This is a genomic window from Zwartia hollandica, from assembly GCF_019923725.1.
GTDB lineage: Bacteria > Pseudomonadota > Gammaproteobacteria > Burkholderiales > Burkholderiaceae_B > Zwartia > Zwartia hollandica.
Window position 1 is genome coordinate 154,330 of record NZ_JAHXRI010000007.1, and the last position, 16,117, is coordinate 170,446.

At 52.2% G+C, this 16,117-nt stretch carries 14 protein-coding genes; 8 read left to right on the top strand and 6 right to left on the bottom strand.

Annotation, left to right across the window (positions count from 1 at the left end):
* The first annotated feature begins 42 nt into the window (after positions 1 to 42).
* A complete protein-coding gene (locus KZZ10_RS08815; protein ID WP_259661149.1) occupies positions 43 to 795 on the top strand; it encodes a sulfite exporter TauE/SafE family protein in 753 nt (250 codons plus the stop codon).
* Here KZZ10_RS08815 and KZZ10_RS08820 read toward each other — a convergent pair.
* Positions 788 to 1,417 carry a flavin reductase family protein gene (locus tag KZZ10_RS08820; RefSeq protein ID WP_259661150.1) on the bottom strand — a complete coding sequence of 210 codons (630 nt, stop codon included), beginning with the start codon at positions 1,415 to 1,417 and terminating at the stop codon, positions 788 to 790. The two genes, KZZ10_RS08815 and KZZ10_RS08820, sit on opposite strands and share 8 nt — an antisense overlap.
* Positions 1,418 to 1,606: 189 nt before the next feature.
* Here KZZ10_RS08820 and KZZ10_RS08825 point away from each other — a divergent pair, with 189 nt between their 5' ends.
* Genes KZZ10_RS08825 through KZZ10_RS08845 form a run of 5 tightly spaced genes read left to right on the top strand, consistent with a single transcriptional unit; the run spans position 1,607 to position 6,211 of the window.
* A complete protein-coding gene (locus KZZ10_RS08825; RefSeq protein ID WP_259661151.1) occupies positions 1,607 to 1,918 on the top strand; it encodes a nitrile hydratase subunit beta in 312 nt (103 codons plus the stop codon).
* Positions 1,915 to 2,235, top strand: coding sequence for an SH3-like domain-containing protein (locus KZZ10_RS08830; protein WP_259661152.1), 321 nt, complete (start codon positions 1,915 to 1,917; stop codon positions 2,233 to 2,235). The genes KZZ10_RS08825 and KZZ10_RS08830 overlap by 4 nt, the downstream gene beginning before the upstream one ends.
* Positions 2,232 to 2,918: a nitrile hydratase subunit alpha gene (locus KZZ10_RS08835; protein WP_259661153.1), complete on the top strand. Its 687-nt coding sequence runs from the start codon at positions 2,232 to 2,234 to the stop codon at positions 2,916 to 2,918. Before KZZ10_RS08830 ends, KZZ10_RS08835 begins: the two co-directional genes overlap by 4 nt.
* 18 nt (positions 2,919 to 2,936) lie before the next feature.
* Positions 2,937 to 4,610, top strand: a complete 1,674-nt coding sequence (locus KZZ10_RS08840) for an MBL fold metallo-hydrolase (RefSeq protein ID WP_259661154.1) — start codon at positions 2,937 to 2,939, stop codon at positions 4,608 to 4,610.
* A gap of 20 nt (positions 4,611 to 4,630) precedes the next feature.
* The gene (locus KZZ10_RS08845; RefSeq protein WP_259661155.1) at positions 4,631 to 6,211 is read left to right on the top strand and encodes an ABC transporter substrate-binding protein; all 1,581 of its coding nucleotides are present in this window, start codon (positions 4,631 to 4,633) and stop codon (positions 6,209 to 6,211) included.
* Here the strand turns inward: KZZ10_RS08845 and KZZ10_RS08850 are convergent.
* The 4 genes from KZZ10_RS08850 to KZZ10_RS08865 all read right to left on the bottom strand — a co-directional run bounded on the left by KZZ10_RS08850 (position 6,208) and on the right by KZZ10_RS08865 (position 13,317).
* The gene (locus tag KZZ10_RS08850) at positions 6,208 to 9,273 is read right to left on the bottom strand and encodes an efflux RND transporter permease subunit (RefSeq protein ID WP_259661156.1); all 3,066 of its coding nucleotides are present in this window, start codon (positions 9,271 to 9,273) and stop codon (positions 6,208 to 6,210) included. The genes KZZ10_RS08845 and KZZ10_RS08850 overlap by 4 nt on opposite strands.
* Before the next feature lie 8 nt (positions 9,274 to 9,281).
* Positions 9,282 to 10,415 (bottom strand): efflux RND transporter periplasmic adaptor subunit, encoded by a 1,134-nt coding sequence (locus KZZ10_RS08855; protein ID WP_259661157.1) that lies wholly within the window; start codon positions 10,413 to 10,415, stop codon positions 9,282 to 9,284.
* Positions 10,412 to 11,848: an efflux transporter outer membrane subunit gene (locus KZZ10_RS08860; RefSeq protein ID WP_259661158.1), complete on the bottom strand. Its 1,437-nt coding sequence runs from the start codon at positions 11,846 to 11,848 to the stop codon at positions 10,412 to 10,414. Before KZZ10_RS08860 ends, KZZ10_RS08855 begins: the two co-directional genes overlap by 4 nt.
* A gap of 218 nt (positions 11,849 to 12,066) precedes the next feature.
* Positions 12,067 to 13,317, bottom strand: a complete 1,251-nt coding sequence (locus KZZ10_RS08865) for an MFS transporter (protein ID WP_259661159.1) — start codon at positions 13,315 to 13,317, stop codon at positions 12,067 to 12,069.
* A 188-nt stretch (positions 13,318 to 13,505) separates the two neighbouring features.
* Here KZZ10_RS08865 and KZZ10_RS08870 point away from each other — a divergent pair, with 188 nt between their 5' ends.
* A complete protein-coding gene (locus tag KZZ10_RS08870; RefSeq protein ID WP_259661160.1) occupies positions 13,506 to 13,799 on the top strand; it encodes a DUF1330 domain-containing protein in 294 nt (97 codons plus the stop codon).
* 63 nt (positions 13,800 to 13,862) lie between these two features.
* Here the strand turns inward: KZZ10_RS08870 and KZZ10_RS08875 are convergent, their stop codons facing one another.
* Positions 13,863 to 15,119, bottom strand: coding sequence for an MFS transporter (locus KZZ10_RS08875; protein WP_259661161.1), 1,257 nt, complete (start codon positions 15,117 to 15,119; stop codon positions 13,863 to 13,865).
* Positions 15,120 to 15,206: 87 nt separating this feature from the next.
* Here KZZ10_RS08875 and KZZ10_RS08880 point away from each other — a divergent pair, with 87 nt between their 5' ends.
* Positions 15,207 to 16,115, top strand: coding sequence for a ketopantoate reductase family protein (locus KZZ10_RS08880; RefSeq protein WP_259661162.1), 909 nt, complete (start codon positions 15,207 to 15,209; stop codon positions 16,113 to 16,115).
* The last annotated feature ends 2 nt before the right edge of the window (positions 16,116 to 16,117 follow it).

A 16,117-nucleotide genomic window follows, 5' to 3' on the forward strand; every position in this document is an offset into this window, starting at 1 on the left:
TGGATTAATCTAACGGCTCGACTTTATGAATTTTAATGCCCCATGACCGAATCGATATCAGTAACCGCCATTATTTTAGTCACTGCCATTTTCATTTTGGCAGGCCTGGTCAAAGGCGTGATCGGCATGGGACTACCCACCATTGCCATCGGGCTCCTCGGGCTTGTGATTGCACCGGTTGAAGCGGCAGCAATGCTTGTACTTCCATCCCTGATTACAAACGTCTGGCAATTAATCGCCGGACCAAACTTTCGGGGGTTGCTCAAACGTTTTGGTACGTTGCTTTTGGGAATTTGTATAGGAACACCGTTTGGCGTGAGCTTCATCGTCTTTGGTAACACCGACATCGTCACAGCCGTACTAGGAGCGGTCCTTGTCTGCTATGGCCTCTATGGCCTGAGTTCTGCCAAAATCGACATTGCCCCACACACCGAGCGTTGGCTATCACCGGTCACGGGGGTCATCACCGGCGTCTTAATGGGTGCCACTGGCATTTCAGCCCTCCCTGTTGCGCCTTACTTCACCTCGTTGGGACTCAAAAAAGATGATTTGATTCAAGCGCTGGGCTTGTCTTTCACGATATCGTCCTGCGCACTCGCGATCGGCTTGCTCGTGACGGGTGAGTTTCGCGTAGCGATTGCTACCACCTCTCTGCTGGCGTTGATTCCCGCCTTCATAGGCATGTTTATTGGTCAGGCTTTGCGTCAACGCATTGCCCAAGACCAATTTCGTAGATACTTTTTTGTGACGCTGCTCGTACTCGGGGCCTACACGACTTACCGAGCGATTACTTAGCTGGCTTGTACTCTTTGGGTCGAATCATTTCAAACAGCGTGTTGACTTCGACGTAATCACCTTGATAGCCACAACGGCCTAGCGGACGAGCTGCCGCCGTGTCAAAAATTCCATCCTTTAGAAAGGCGGGATTGATATGTACGCCAATCACCTCGCCGAGCGTGAGCCAAGTGTTAATTAACTCACCCTTGGCGTTAGTCAGTTGGGTTGTATTAATCAGTTTGCACTCCAACGCAGCAATCGCATTTTTGATGCGTGGGGGCTTGACCAGCGTCGAGGCTTCCGCATCCAAACCTGCCAACTTCATTTCATCGACGCCGGGATCCACTGAGGCGGACGTGATGTTCATCTCTTGGGCTAAGTCGGCGCCACAAAAGTTTGCGACAAACTCGCCTGTTTCATCGATATTGTTCACGCTATCTTTGCGAACAAAGCTCGTACAGAAGCCGATGATAGGAGGAGTTTCGGCGAACGCATTGAAAAAGCTGTAGGGGGCTAAATTCACCCTTCCTTGCTTGTCGATGCTTGAAATCCAGCCAATCGGACGAGGCGCCACAATTGCTTTGAATGGGTTATGCGGCAGGCCGTGGCCTTTACTTGGTTCGTAGAAATAGTCGCTCACAGCAGTTCTTCCAATCGGGGATCAAGCCACGATTTTTACATATTTCAGTTACCACACGATATTGTTGCAATGCAACACCACAAATCACGGGCAGATTACCTCACAAGATAATAGAATCAGACTACGCCTTAGCCTTGACTGAGCTTTAGCATCGGCATATTCAAACGAGCGAGCACCATGGAAAGAAAAGTGAATGATCTTGGCGGCCAACCCGCCGGTCCCGTCTGTTTAGACGAGCACCCCAGTACGCTTCACGAGAAGCGCGTCGACGCACTGCAAAAAATACTCTCCGGTCCAAGGCTTGGCGTGTTCAGCAGCGATGCCATGCGGCGTGCGATTGAATCCAATACCGCCGAAGACTACAAGAGCATGCTTTATTACGACAAGTGGATTCGGGCCGTACGAGACCTCATCATCGAGCAGCAACTTGTCACAGCAAAAGAGATTGATGATCGTATCGCTGAGCTTCGGGTTCGCCTAGCAAAGACGGGGAAGCTATGAACGCAATCCCTCCTCGCCCTGGACACGCACTCCCGCTTGGCGCTGCAGTACGCATCAGAAAGCAACCACCCGAAGCACACTGTCGCACCCCGTACTACTTGCGCGGCGCACCAGGCGAAATTGCAGAGGTCCGTGGTCTCTTTCGGGACCCATCCCTACTCGCTTTTCATAAACCAGGTTTACCCATGCGTATTTTGTATCGCGTCAAATTCAAACAAATTGATGTTTGGCCAAACTATGCTGGCAGCAAGAACGATACCGTTGTTGCTGATATTTACGAACACTGGATCGAAGCGATTGCTGGAGAAAAAAAATGAGCGGCTCACATCATCACGATCACGATCACGATCACGATCATGATCACGACAAGGCACACAGCCACCCACACTCACCACCCGCCCCGGATGACGATGACGGGTATGACCGCTACGAAGTCCTTTTGCAAACAGCTATACGAGAACTGCTTGACGAAAAAGGCATCATTAGCGCCGCAGAACTACACAGACAGATCGACTATCAGGACAGTCTGACTCCGGCTATCGGTGGAAAAATCGTCGCAAAGGCGTGGACAGAACCCGAGTTTAAGAAAAAACTCTTGGCTGATCCTCTCAAGGCAATCAATGAATCGTTTGAACTGGATATCACAACCCCTTTAGATCTGGTTGTTCTAGAAAATACGCCCACCGTACACAACGTCGTCGTATGTACCCTTTGTTCGTGCTATCCACGCATGCTGCTGGGCATTCCACCTGCCTGGTACAAATCACTGGACTATCGGTCTCGTGTCGTTGTTGAACCGCGTAAAGTGTTGGCAGAGTTTGGTACCGTGCTATCTGAAGAGGTAGAGGTGCGTGTCTCCGACAGTACAGCAGACTTACGTTTCCTAGTGTTACCAAATCGACCTGCAGGTACAGAGGGGATGACCCAAGCGCAGCTTGCAGAACTCGTATCCCGGGACTCCATGATTGGCACCGCCGTTGTGCCAGCACCCAGCAAATAGCCTATAGCAACAGACTCAATGACTCAACAACACGTTAAGCCACGCCCAGCCGCTACCATTATTCTTGCCCGCAACAGCTCTGAGGGCGTTGAAGTATTGATGATGCAGCGCACGACTGCTGTGGACTTTGCGACAGGGATGCATGTTTTTCCCGGAGGGGCAGTAGACCCGACCGATCACCATCCAGAGATTGCCTCGCTCTGCGTTGACTTAGATGATCAGCGCGCGAGCCAGATGCTTGGGATTGAACAAGGTGGGCTAGCCTATTGGATTGCAGCAATCAGAGAGTGTTTTGAAGAGTCTGGCTTACTGCTTGGCTACCGCAACGAGCAAGACCTCGTGCGCTTGCAGGGTGAGGATGCTGAACGTCTGGCGACGCTTAGGCTTGAAATGGCGCAAAACAAGCTCAGTTTCGCCGACATCTTAAAGACAGAGCAATTTAGAGCCGCCACAGACAAAATCGCCTATTACAGCCACTGGATTACGCAGGCGGGTCGACCCAAGCGCTACGACACCAGATTTTTCGTCGCCCAAGCACCCGAGGGACAAACTGCGGTGCAAGACAACCACGAAACGGTTGGACAGGTATGGGTGCGACCAGAGCAAGCCATTGAGATGAATCGGGCAGGCACGATCGAGCTGATGTTCCCGACAATTAAAACGCTCGAAAGTTTGAGTCCGTTCAACGTTGTGGAAGAACTTCTAGAGTACGCACGCACACCGAAACCAAAAACATTGATTGCCCCCTACACAGCGACTGCACGAGGCGGGGAGCAACATATCTTAATTCCTGGCGATTTCGCCTATACCGAGGTGCGCAAAATTGATCCCAATAACAAGGGGACAGCGCAGTCATATATCGAACCAGGCCAAGCAGTGTCACTCGGGGAGGCGATTACGCGTGTGACAGCCGCCAACCCAGGGATGATGACAGGTCCAGGCACCAACACCTATCTTATCGGCGACGCTCAGCATGGTGTTGCCGTGATTGATCCCGGCCCTCTGCTCGAAGAGCATATTCAGAACATTATCAAGGCCGCAAACGCTCCAATTAAGTGGATTCTGTGCACGCACACGCACATCGATCACTCGCCTGCAGCCAAGAGCCTCAAAGAAAAAACAGGTGCGCAAGTTTACGGTAGACCTGCACCGGCTTATCCGAATCAGGATCAAACCTTTGCGCCGGACCATATCGTCGAACACAATCAAGTTCTAACGCTTGCGGGTACAACCCTGCGCGTGATCCACACGCCTGGCCATGCCTCGAATCAAGTTTGCTTCTTGCACGAAGGTCAAAAAATCCTCTTTACGGGGGATCACGTCATGCAAGGATCCACTGTCGTGATTAACCCGCCAGACGGAAATATGGCGCAATACCTCGACTCGCTCAGGCTCATCACTGCATACCCGATTGACTATCTGGCACCTGGGCACGGCTTTCTGTTGAGCGACGTTAACAACATTGTCGAACGACTCATCATTCATCGCTTAGGTCGCGAAAACAAAGTCTTGGCGGCTCTGCGCACAACGGGACAACCAGTGTCGCTTGAAGAGCTCGTCAAACACGCCTACTCAGACACAGACCAACGCTTGCACAAAGTTGCTATGCGATCACTTCAAGCCCATCTTGATAAACTACAGGACGAGGGGCGCGTACTCAACCAAAACGGCGCCTGGAGCCTCATTCACTAAAACCCGTCGCAGGAAGACATATGGATCGCCGCACCTTTATTTGTCATACTGCTGTTGCGACCGGCGTAAGCACTTTACCAACCTACTTATTCGCGCAACCAGCGACAACTGTATTTCGTTGGGTACCTGCTAGCGACCTTTCAATACTTGACCCAACCTACACCACAGCAGCGATCACCGCGACCCATGCCCTGTTGGTCTTCGACACGCTTTATGGACTCGATGATCGGTATCAGCCACAGCCTCAGATGATAGAGAGCGAGCATATAGACCAAGAGGGACTGCGGTGGATATTGCACTTACGAGATGGTCTTAGATTTCACGATGGATCACCTGTCCGTGCGCAAGACGCTGTTGCGAGTATCAAGCGTTTTGGTGCCAGAAACTTACTAGGGCAAACGCTTTTCTCTTCCGTGGAGACAATCAATGCAACATCGGACCGTTCGATCGAGTTTAAGTTAACGCGGCCCTTTTCGTTATTAAGCTACACCCTTGCCTCCTCTGCCGCATCGATCATGCCAGAGCGCCTAGCAAATACGCCAGATAATATTGCTATTAAAGAAGTGGTCGGCAGCGGCCCATTCCGATTCCTACCCACCAGGTGGGTATCTGGCTCACACGTGGTTTACCAGAAGTCAGCCGACTATCGCGCGCGCACTTCCGGAGAGGCTCGTAATACAGCGGGGCCTAAAATTGTCCATATCGACGAGGTACGCTGGCAAGTCATTCCAGATCGCGCAACGGCCGTTGCAGCGCTACAGAATAACGAGGTGGATGGTATCGAAGTTATCGATAACGAGTTCATCCCAACACTACGTAAGAATAAGCAGATTGCATTAATCAAAGCGCCTTTGCCCTCCATCTTTATTCTCAGATTTAATCATCTGCACGCCCCCTTCGATAATCCAGTTATGCGTCAAGCCATTTTGTCAGTCATCAATCAAACGGACTACATGATGGCAGCGAATGGCGCAGATTTCCCTGAATATTGGAATGACAAATGCGGCGTGTTCGCTCCGGGCACCCCGATGGCGTCGCCCGCAGGCTTAGAAAAACTGACGAATAAACGGGACTTGGCTCGGGCACGCAAGCTCATCAAAGACGCGGGCTATACAGGACAACCCATTGTGATTTTGGATCCGGTTGATACCGCTCCCTATCACGCATGCGCGCTCGTAACTGAAGATCTATTCAAACAACTGGGCTTGAAAACAGAGTTGCGCGCGATGAACTGGGGCAGCTATCTGCAACGTCGCAACAACCAAAGCAATCCCTCCGAAGGTGGTTGGCACATCGGATTTACTGCCTTGGTGGGCACAGCCAACCTTGATCCAATTAACAACCCCGCCATACGTGGAACTGGCAAACAAGGGTGGTTCGGGTGGCCTACTAACGCAACACTGGAGAAACTTAGAGAGAATTGGATATTCGCCAAAACACTCGCGCAACGCCAGGCCATTAGTCAGGAAATACAAACCGAAGTGCTAGAAGCTGTCCCTTACATTCCACTCGGCGCGGTGTACAACCTAAGCGCTCTCAGAAAACCCTGGACAGACTTTCAGCCACAAGGTCCCGCATTTTTTACCTTGAGGCGCGCTTAGAGCTTTTGAAACCGTAAACGCATCTTCCCGAACCAGCTTTCGAGATCGTCGATATAGGTAAAGAATGCAGGGATAACAAGCAAGCTTAAAAGCGTCGATGTCATCAAACCACCAATCACCGCGATAGACATCGGTGCACGAAAACTAGGATCCGATCCCCAACCCAACGCAATCGGAAGCATTCCGGCCGTCATCGCGATCGTCGTCATGACAATCGGTCTAGCGCGCTTATGGCACGCGTCAATTAAAGCTGCATTGCGCTCTAAACCTTGTCTTCGCGCGGTGATCGCATATTCGACCAATAAGATCGAGTTTTTAGTCACGACCCCCATCAGCATGAGCAACCCGATCAAAGAAGGCATCGAGAAACTCATCCCTGTCATCAATAACGCAACAAAAGCACCGCCAATGGATAATGGCAAAGCACCCAAGATCGTAATCGGTTGTAGAAAGTCATGAAAGAGTAAAACGAGAATCATGTAAATACAAAGCAAGCCAATGGCCATGGCAAGACCAAAGCTAGCGAACAAGGACTGCATTTCCTTCGTATCACCAAGCTCCGCGCGCGTAACGCCAGCCGGAAGATTCATTAAACTCGGCAAAGCCATCGCATCGGCAAAAACTTCACCCAGCGGTCGTCCACCTAACTCAACATCGAGCACGACATTGCGACTACGATTGAGACGATCGATCTGAGCTGGCCCGCTGTCCATCGAAAAGGTCACAACATTACCCAGCAAAACGGGACCGAGACGGCCGGGAACCGTCAATCGCTCAAGCGCGGAAATATCTGCACGAACAGCGTCCGGAAGTTTGACACGAATCGGAATCTGTCTTTCGGACAAATTCAGTTTAGCTAAGCCAATCTCATAGTCACCGCTTGTCGCCACGCGTAGAGTCTCCGCGATGCTCTGCGCTGTGACGCCTAAGTCTGCCGCGCGGGCGAAGTTTGGCCGCACAATAAGCTCGGGGCGCACTAAGCTTGCTGAGGAATTCACGGATCCAATGCCATTGAGCGTACGCAAGTCGCGCTCAACCGATTGCGCAGCCTTATTCAAGGCAATTGCATCTTCGCTTTGCAAGACAATTTGCATCTTGACGCCAACATCCTGTGGGCCAACGGTAATGCGCACTCCGGGCTCGCGACCGAGTAATGCGCGGATGTCTGCTTCGATTTCTTGCTGATTCTTCTTACGGTCAGAGCGATGTGACAACTCTACGGTGAGCGTAGCCTTACGGACTTCAGCGGCCGATCCTCGTGCAAAAGCATCTCCGGAGACACCTGCTCCGACAGCGCTAAAAATACGTTTGACATCAGGCATAGTCTCTAACTTGAGGCGTACCCGTTCAGCAGCACGCAAGGTATCTTCCAGCGTGCTGCCTGGCGCACGCTCAATATTGACCATCGTTTGGCCACGGTCTGCAGGCGGCACAAAGCCCTTCGGGAGCAACGGCACGAGAGACAAAGAGCCTACAAAAAAAATAGTCGCCATCAATAGTGTTTTGAATCTATTTCTTAAACACCACTGCACCGATGTCAGGTATCGCTGCATCACCCAGCCATCCTTCTCGGGCTCAATGCTCGCTTTGGTCGCCTTCATTAAGTAGGCTGCCATCATCGGCGTCAATAGTCGTGCGACGAGCAGCGAGGCCAAAATCGCAAGCACTGCCGTCCAACCAAATTGTTTGAAGAACTTACCAGGCACACCATCCATGAAAGCGGTAGGCAAAAATACCGCGACTAGCGCAAAGGTGGTTGCAATGACGGCCATGCCAATTTCATCTGCAGCGTCAAGTGCAGCCTGAAAAGGCGACTTACCCATGCGAAGGTGGCGTGCAATATTCTCTACCTCAACAATCGCGTCATCCACCAAAATACCAACAACCAAGGCCAAGGACGTCAGGGTGACCATGTTTAGCGTGAAGCCAAACAAATAGATTCCAAGAAAAGCCGGCAAAATGGACAGGGGAAGTGCCGCCGCCGAGACAATTGTGGCGCGCCAATCCCGCAAGAAATACCAAACAACCAAGACAGCTAGGATCGCGCCCTCATACAACAGGTGCATCGATCCATTAAAATTTTCCTCTGTCGCTGTCACATTATTTATTTGCTCAGAGAATTCAACATCACGATTTTTTAACGCTAGTGAGGCGATCGCCTCATGCACATCTCTGGCTAACGACACCTCGTTTGCGCCTTTGCTGCGCATAATTTCAAAAGCAACCACCGGCTTGCCATTCACCAAGGCAATGGACCGCCGCTCAGCAGTCGTGTCTTCGATCTTCGCGAGCTGTCCGAGTCGCACGCGGCGGCCGTCTGAAAGCGGAATATCTAAATCACTAAGCTCAGCCGCACTCGCTGCCGTCGCAATGGTTCGAACGGACTGCTCTGCCCCGCCAATATCACCCCGCCCGCCCGGCGATTCCAACTGGACTAGCTTAAGTCGACGAGAAACATCGGACGCGGCGACACCGAGAGCCGCCATTTTTGACGGGTCTAATTCAATACGAATCTCTCTGCTCAAGCCCCCAATTCGTTTGACCCGGCCGACTCCACTCACCGCCAACAAATTCTTGGTCACGGTATTGTCAATAAACCAAGATAAGCCCTCTTGGTCTAAGCGACTTGAGGTGAGCGCATAGGTCATGAGCGGACGACCGGCTGTCGTCGTGCGTAAAACAGTAGGCTCCTTGACATCGGCAGGCAAGTCCGCCCGCACGCGCGTCACCGCATCCCGTACGTCATTGACTGCCTCCATCACATTTTTTTCGAGATTGAACTCAACGGTGATGACAACCGTCCCTTCCAGGATCTTGGTGTATAAGTTTTTTATACCCTGCAAGGTCGCAATTGAATTTTCAATCTTGCGCGCAACCTCAGTCTCGAGGGTCGCGGGGGCAGCGCCGGGCAAGCTGGCTTCAACTGTCACCATTGGCAGCTCAATGTCCGGAAAATCCTGAACACCAATCGCCCGAAACGACAAAACGCCAGCAATCGACAAGAGAATAAACAGCAAGATTGCCGGTATTGGATGACGAATCGAAAAAGCAGAAAAATTCATTAATGCGCCTATTTTTGCTCGGGCACGCTGCGCGCGGGAACAGCCTCAACTGCGACAACATCATCGTTGTTGAGAAAGCCCGCCCCGGACTCTGCAATGATATCGGCCTCGTCGATACCCTTGAGTATCTCCACCCGCGCACTCAGTCTGCGCCCAACCTCTACACGAACCTGAGAGACGCGCGCATCCTTGCGTACCTTGAACACGTAGCTAAAACCATCGCGCATCACAACTGACTCTTGAGGCAAGGTCAGCACACGCGTGTTACCTAACTCGAACTCACCCGTTGCGAACATACCAGCACGCACCAAGGGTGTGTCGTTCTGAGTCGTAGGGAGATCGACATACACAATTGCGGTACGAGCTTGCATGTCTACAGTCGGACCAATCACGCGAACCTGGCCAGACAAAGGTGTTGAGTCCTTACTAATGCTCGCGGGATAGACCCGAACTGGCATTCCAACCTTTATTCGACCTAGCTCCTCTGACACGACCTCTGCACGCCATTCTAGTCTGCGTTGCCTCACCATTTTGAATAACTCAGTTCCAACCGGCACAACTGCCCCTACACTGACTTGACGTGCTGAAATCACGCCATCGTCGGGCGCACGTACTTCCGCATATTGCAGACGCAAATTCTGTACCTGTACTTGCGCACGAACTGCCTCTAATCGCGCCTTTGCGGTTTGCTCCGCAGTCAAGTACTGACTGATTTGCTGTGCAGACAATGCTCCAGAATTTTTCAGACTACGGGCTCGACCAGCATTCGCTTGTGCCTCGGCCAAAGCGGCAACCGCTTCGGCCTCCTGCGCTTTCTGTACGGCCTGATCCGCCAATACCGTTTCAGTCGCGAACATCGCAAGCACTTGATCACGCTTGACGATGTCACCTACATTGACACGAACTTCGGCCACACGCAATCCACCAACCTGTGCTCCAATCGACGCCTCCTGCCACGCAGCGATATTGCCGTTAGCGCGAATCGTGATGGGCATGGTGACCCAGGTTGGGCTCACCACAGAGATAGTCAGCGCAGGCCGAGCAGCGGGCGCTGCAGGCTGCGCCGCCTGAGCCGCTTGCAAACATACAAAACCTATCACGCTTGCAAACAAACTCGTCTGCATTAATCGTATCCACTTCATGGCTGAACCTTAGTCTTGAGTATGTCGGCGGGCTTTGATCTCGCCGTTTGTAGTGTCTCGAGCGACTCCGTGGCTGTCCAGCCACCACCCACGGCACGGTAGAGCGCAATAAAGGCATTAACCCTTTCACGCCGAACTGTCGCCAAAATGTTGTCGGCATTAAATGAAAGTCTTCTTGTTTCTTCCAAATCGAGAATGCTTGCCAAGCCAAACTTATAACGCTCTTGCATGGCACGCAACGAGGTGTGGTAGCCCCTCGAAGCTTTCAGTGATTCTTTTTCACGCTCCTCAAGGCTCGCGAGTCTGACGAGCGCCTCTTCGACTTCGCGCACCGCACGTCTTGCTTGGGTACGATAGTTATTCGCGGCAACCTCATAAGCCGTAATCGCGGTATCCACATTCGCGGCGCGCCGCCCTGCGTCAAATATTGGTAACGTCAAGGATGGGCCAATCGACCAGGAGGTTGCAGTAATCGACCCCGCACTTGTCTCGAAACCTAACGGACCAATGTTGCCTAACAACGATAGCCGTGGATACCTCTCGGCCTCGCGTACACCGATATCCGCGCTCGCTGCGGCTACATCGCGCTCAGCTGCCGCAAGATCCGGTCGTTGCGACAAAACTTGCGCTGGCATTCGCTTGACCACCGGCATGATGGGTCTCGGTAGTTTGGCTGCTTGTGGTGCTAACTTCTTGCGTAGGTCAATTTCCGGTAGGCCGGTGACAGCCACAAGTGCTTTAATCAAAATATCGCAGTCCGCGGTCTGCCCTGCTACCCGACTTTGCCCTTCAGCGGCGCTGGCGCTCGCTAAAGCAGCGGTTGCTGGAGATTGAAACCCTGACTCTGAAAGCTTTTTGGTCAGGTCCGCCGTTTGAATACGTGACTTGACGTCAGACCGCGCGATCGCCACGAGCTGTTCGCAGCCGCGAAAGTTTGTATACATATTGGCTACATCGGCCGACACAGAAATCCTAGCTTCATGCCAATTCGCCACTTGTGCTTCGAGTCGAGCCCGCGCCGCTTCGCTTGCACGAGACAACCCTCCAAATAGATCAATCTCCCAGCCCATCTGGATTTGCGCTTGCGAGGTCGTCGCGACAATGATGGGACCACCTAACTGAAACGTGCCGCGTGTGCCGACAGCGGCTGCGTTGATATTTGGCACTGCAGCTGAGTTAGCTGTTACCAGTACCGCGCGGGCTTGTGCGATACGCAACGCAGCCAAGGCCATAGACTGACTTTGTTGTTGCGCAGAATCTATCAACTCAAGTAGCACGGGGTCATTGAATTGTGCCCACCAGTCACTTAAGGCTACGAGGTCACCCCCGTGTGGCAGAGCCTGTTGCCAGGTCCCTGGCGCGTTGGGCACTGCAGTAGCTTGCGTTTGGTCATAATCAGGACCGACCGTCATACAGCCGGCGAGCACAACCATGAGAAATGCAGCACAAAGTCTTAACACCCACTTCACCCTTCGTTTCAGACGACCGCCGATTGCTAAGCAATACTATGTATGTTGTGCGATAACCAAGCGTTCGCAGAGTGCGCTATGATAACAAACTGAGCGGCAACTGCTCAGAGCTCCTGAATAAAAACATACACAATGTCTGACAAACTGAGGGGCAAACATGACGTACACATGTCACGCCGGCTCTATTGGCTCTTTATGGTGGGTTCGGGCAGAACGGGGGGTTTGGCAAACCAGAATAAAGCGGTGCCTGCGCCTGAGATCAGTGCAAGCACCGTGAAGCCGAGGTGATAGTTGCCGGTTGCATCACCCATCATGCCCGCTAACAACGGTCCAGATATTTGACCAAAAGCGGTAATGAGTGCCGACAGCCCAAGAATCATTCCGATCGACTTACGTCCAAAGTAATCCGCACGAATCGCCTGCATAAACGGACCTCGGATACCCCAAGCCAGCCCGTGAAAAACAGCAAACAACACCAGCATCTCTGGCCCGAGGGCATACGTCAACATTAGCATCCCTACCATATGCATCATCATGCATACTGCCGCCACACGATTCTTCTGTAACTTGTCACCAAGCACGCCGCCCAGCATCACACCGATTACTTGAAACCCCGTCATGAGTGTGATGTAAAAAGCCCCTTGAGCGATGGTGTAATCGAGCGAGATGCGCATGTGATTAATGGCGTGCGTATTCACGGCCGTCACAATCATCAAAGCGACACCATGTCCGGCAGATAAAAGCCAAAATGATTTTGTACGGAGCGCTTGGCGTGCTGTGAACTCTGGTTCAGGCGTGGACTCCACAGCACCCGACACATCAATCGTTCCCCGTGCGACGCCTAGGCCGTCGACCGTTTCTCCAAAGTCTTCAGGACGACGGCGAAATACACAGGCCAGCGGGTAGCCCACTAAGATCACAAAGACACCGCAGGTAAAGGCTGTTTCCCGCCATCCGAAGGTTTCGATGCTCCATGCGACAACTGGAACCAAGGTTCCGCCGAGAGCCAAGCCTAAACCTACAGTAGAAAGCGCGCGCGCCCGCTTTTTTTCAAACCACTGAATGACGCCGACGTTCAGCGGAAAATATCCCGCCATCGATGATCCAATCGCAATCACCACGGCTGCACCATAAAAACCCATTAGTGTGTCAATTTGACTGAGCAAGATAAAGCCGAGCCCAAACACCACTACGCCAACCTTGATGACACCGCGCGAGCCAAACTTATCGAGAAACCACCCAAGGAGCGGGCCGATGACCGCGGCCTCCATGGACATTAACGCGGAGGCGCCAGACACCGAGGTCTTACTCCAGCCTTTCTCCTGAATCAGAACTGCGATATAGGCCCCAAAAGCCTGATGCAACATCATGGACTGAATAAACTGCAGCGATGCTGCAGCAAACACCATTTTCCAGCCGTAAAAAATTTTCATCTGATTCTGAGCGTTGTATCGAACCTAGGAGCAACCCTAACATAAAGAATCTTCTCTTGCAGGTGTCAGACTTAAAGACACAACGCTGCACCGCAGCAATTGAGCAAGGGCTTTTATTCCAAGAAGTCCTCCAGACTTGTTAACCTACCGATTCGAAACTTTTCAACCTTTTCTAACTTGAGGTCATTGTGGCTAAAGCTTATTGGATCAGTGCCTATCGCTCCATCTCTAACCCCGAGGCGCTCGCCGCCTATGCCAAGCTGGCTGGACCAGCACTTACGGCAGCCGGAGGAAAATTCTTGGCCCGTAATGAGGCGGCTGCTGTCAAAGAGGCTGGTGTCAAACAACGCACCGTGCTGCTTGAGTTCGAAAGCGTCGAAGCCGCCTTGGCTGCCTATAACAGCCCCGGCTATCAAGAAGCGATTCGCGCCCTGGGTACCGGCTCGGTTGAACGCGACATCCGTATCGTGGAAGGTGTGTAAATAACGTTAGTTCGGCAGGCGATCACAGGCTTCGGTCGCCTGCAGTGTCAATAAATCGAGTGATTAACCGTGCCGGTTCGCGGGTGCGTCGGCTTGCCATAGGCGCTCACGCCACTTCCAAGCCACCGTCACGGTCGCTAGGATACCGAGCGTTGTGTAGAGCACAGTCGTCGCAACAAAACCGATTGAGGAAATTAGCGGTCCGGAGATCAGTAGCCCTAGTGGTAAGCCCCAAATCGCTAAAACGCGCAAACCCATAATTCGGCCACGGAACTTCGCGTCAGTCGAGCGCAGCATCACTGCAGCCAAGGGAGTCATACACATGCTTTGTGCAAACCCGGCACATAGCAAAATCACTGCTCCAGCAGCAAACGATGTCAGTGGCGCAAAAATTAACAGTAATCCAAACCAGCAAACTGTGGCGATAAACATCGCACGGGCGGTGCCAAGTGAAAATACATTGGTTCCTAGCACCAGCGAACCCACCAACGCACCAACAGAAAAGCTGGCGCTCAGCAAACCAAGCCCCGTCTGATCTACCTCATAAATTGTCCGTGCGATGTAGGGCAATAATCCTAGGGAAAATGGAAAGGCCAAAAGGTTGATCAAAAAAGCGATGGCGATCGGACCGAGTAACTCTGGCTTACCCCACGCATAAACGAAAGCCTCCTTTAAGTCACGCACGGGAGCCATGGAAACTGGTTGACCTACGTGGGGAACCCGGCCCGCTACACCTCGCGAAAAAATAAAACTAACAATGTAGAGAATAGTAATGACCACATAAGCGGGGACCAAGCCAAATTGCGCAAAAACACTCGCGCCTGCAAGCGCGCCCGCAATGCGCGCCGAATCGGATGTCATGCGCGATAGCCCAAGCGCTGCGGTCATTTGATCTGCTGGTTGCGTCTGACCAATCAAGGCGTAACGCATCATCATGTCCGAGGGACGAACCACACCAACAATAGACGCCAACACAATCACCAACACCGGAGACAACAAATCAAATAGACCTAACAAGGCGATCAACAGTGCTAGGCAGCCATAAAGCCCGCGCGTCAGCATAAACAGACTGCGATAACCAAACCGATCGCCCGCGATGCCAAAAAATGGGCTGATCAAGGACCCACTGTATTGCAACGCCCCATACACAACTAGCATGAGCACAGAATTGGATTCCACAAGCACATACCAGCCCAGAACGAGGATTTCCATCTCGAAAGCCCAAGAGGCACAGAGGTCAGCCGGCCACTGGTAGCGAAAGCTGCGCACCTGAAATGGAATACGTGAAGACTGTACGATTTTGGAGACCGCTGCCAGCATAGGATTTGTATAAATGAATTGGATAAGTTCGTAGCCCTCACTCTAACCGCAAAACACGATAAGATGCGCAGCAACAGGGAGACAGAAATGAAGATATTAATTCTTGGTGCGGGTGGTGTCGGCGGTTATTTTGGAGCTCGACTTATTCAAGCTGGGGCAGATGTTACTTACCTTCTGCGGGATGCACGTCATACAAAGATTCAAGCAGAGGGCCTCGCGATCGAAACCCCTAAAGAATCGTTTACAGTTAATCCTAAGTCCGTCACACGAGAACAGCTCAAACCAGAGTATGACCTGATTATTCTCGCGCCCAAGGCCTTTGATTTTGACGACGCACTCGAGTCCCTGAGCGGGGCAAGCAGTAAAGGTGTCTTACTACCCTTTCTAAATGGCATGAGCCATATTCAGCGCTTAGACGAGAAGTTTGGTCGAGACCGCGTGATGGGCGGCGTAGCCCACATTGCGGCGACAATCGCCTCAAATGGTGCAGTGAAACAACTGACCGAGTTGCATGCCCTAACGGTGGGCCATCGCTCTGCTGCGCACGAGCCGCTTGCCCGAGAATTTTTTGCGCTGTGTGAGAAGGCTTCTTTCGACAAATCGTACAGCGAGAATATCGAACAATCGCTTTGGGACAAGTGGGTCTTTCTTGCGACGCTGGCTGGCATGACAACGCTCTGCCGCGGCCACGTCGGGAAAATTGCGGCTGCGCCGTGGGGTAAGGAAGTGATGACCGCTTTTTACGCAGAGTCCTGCGCAATCGCGCAAGCCCATGGCTTTCCAACCAAAACGACTGCTCAGCAAAAAGCACTCGATATGCTGACTAAAGTGGGATCCAGCTTTGCGGCGTCTATGCTGCGCGATCTGGTGCAAGGCAACCAGACAGAACACGAACATATTCTGGGCGCAATGATCGAGCGCGGTGTTGAAAAGAACGTGCCGTGTATTCTTCTGAAGACAGCACATACACATATGGTGGCAGAGCAAACCAAATAGTG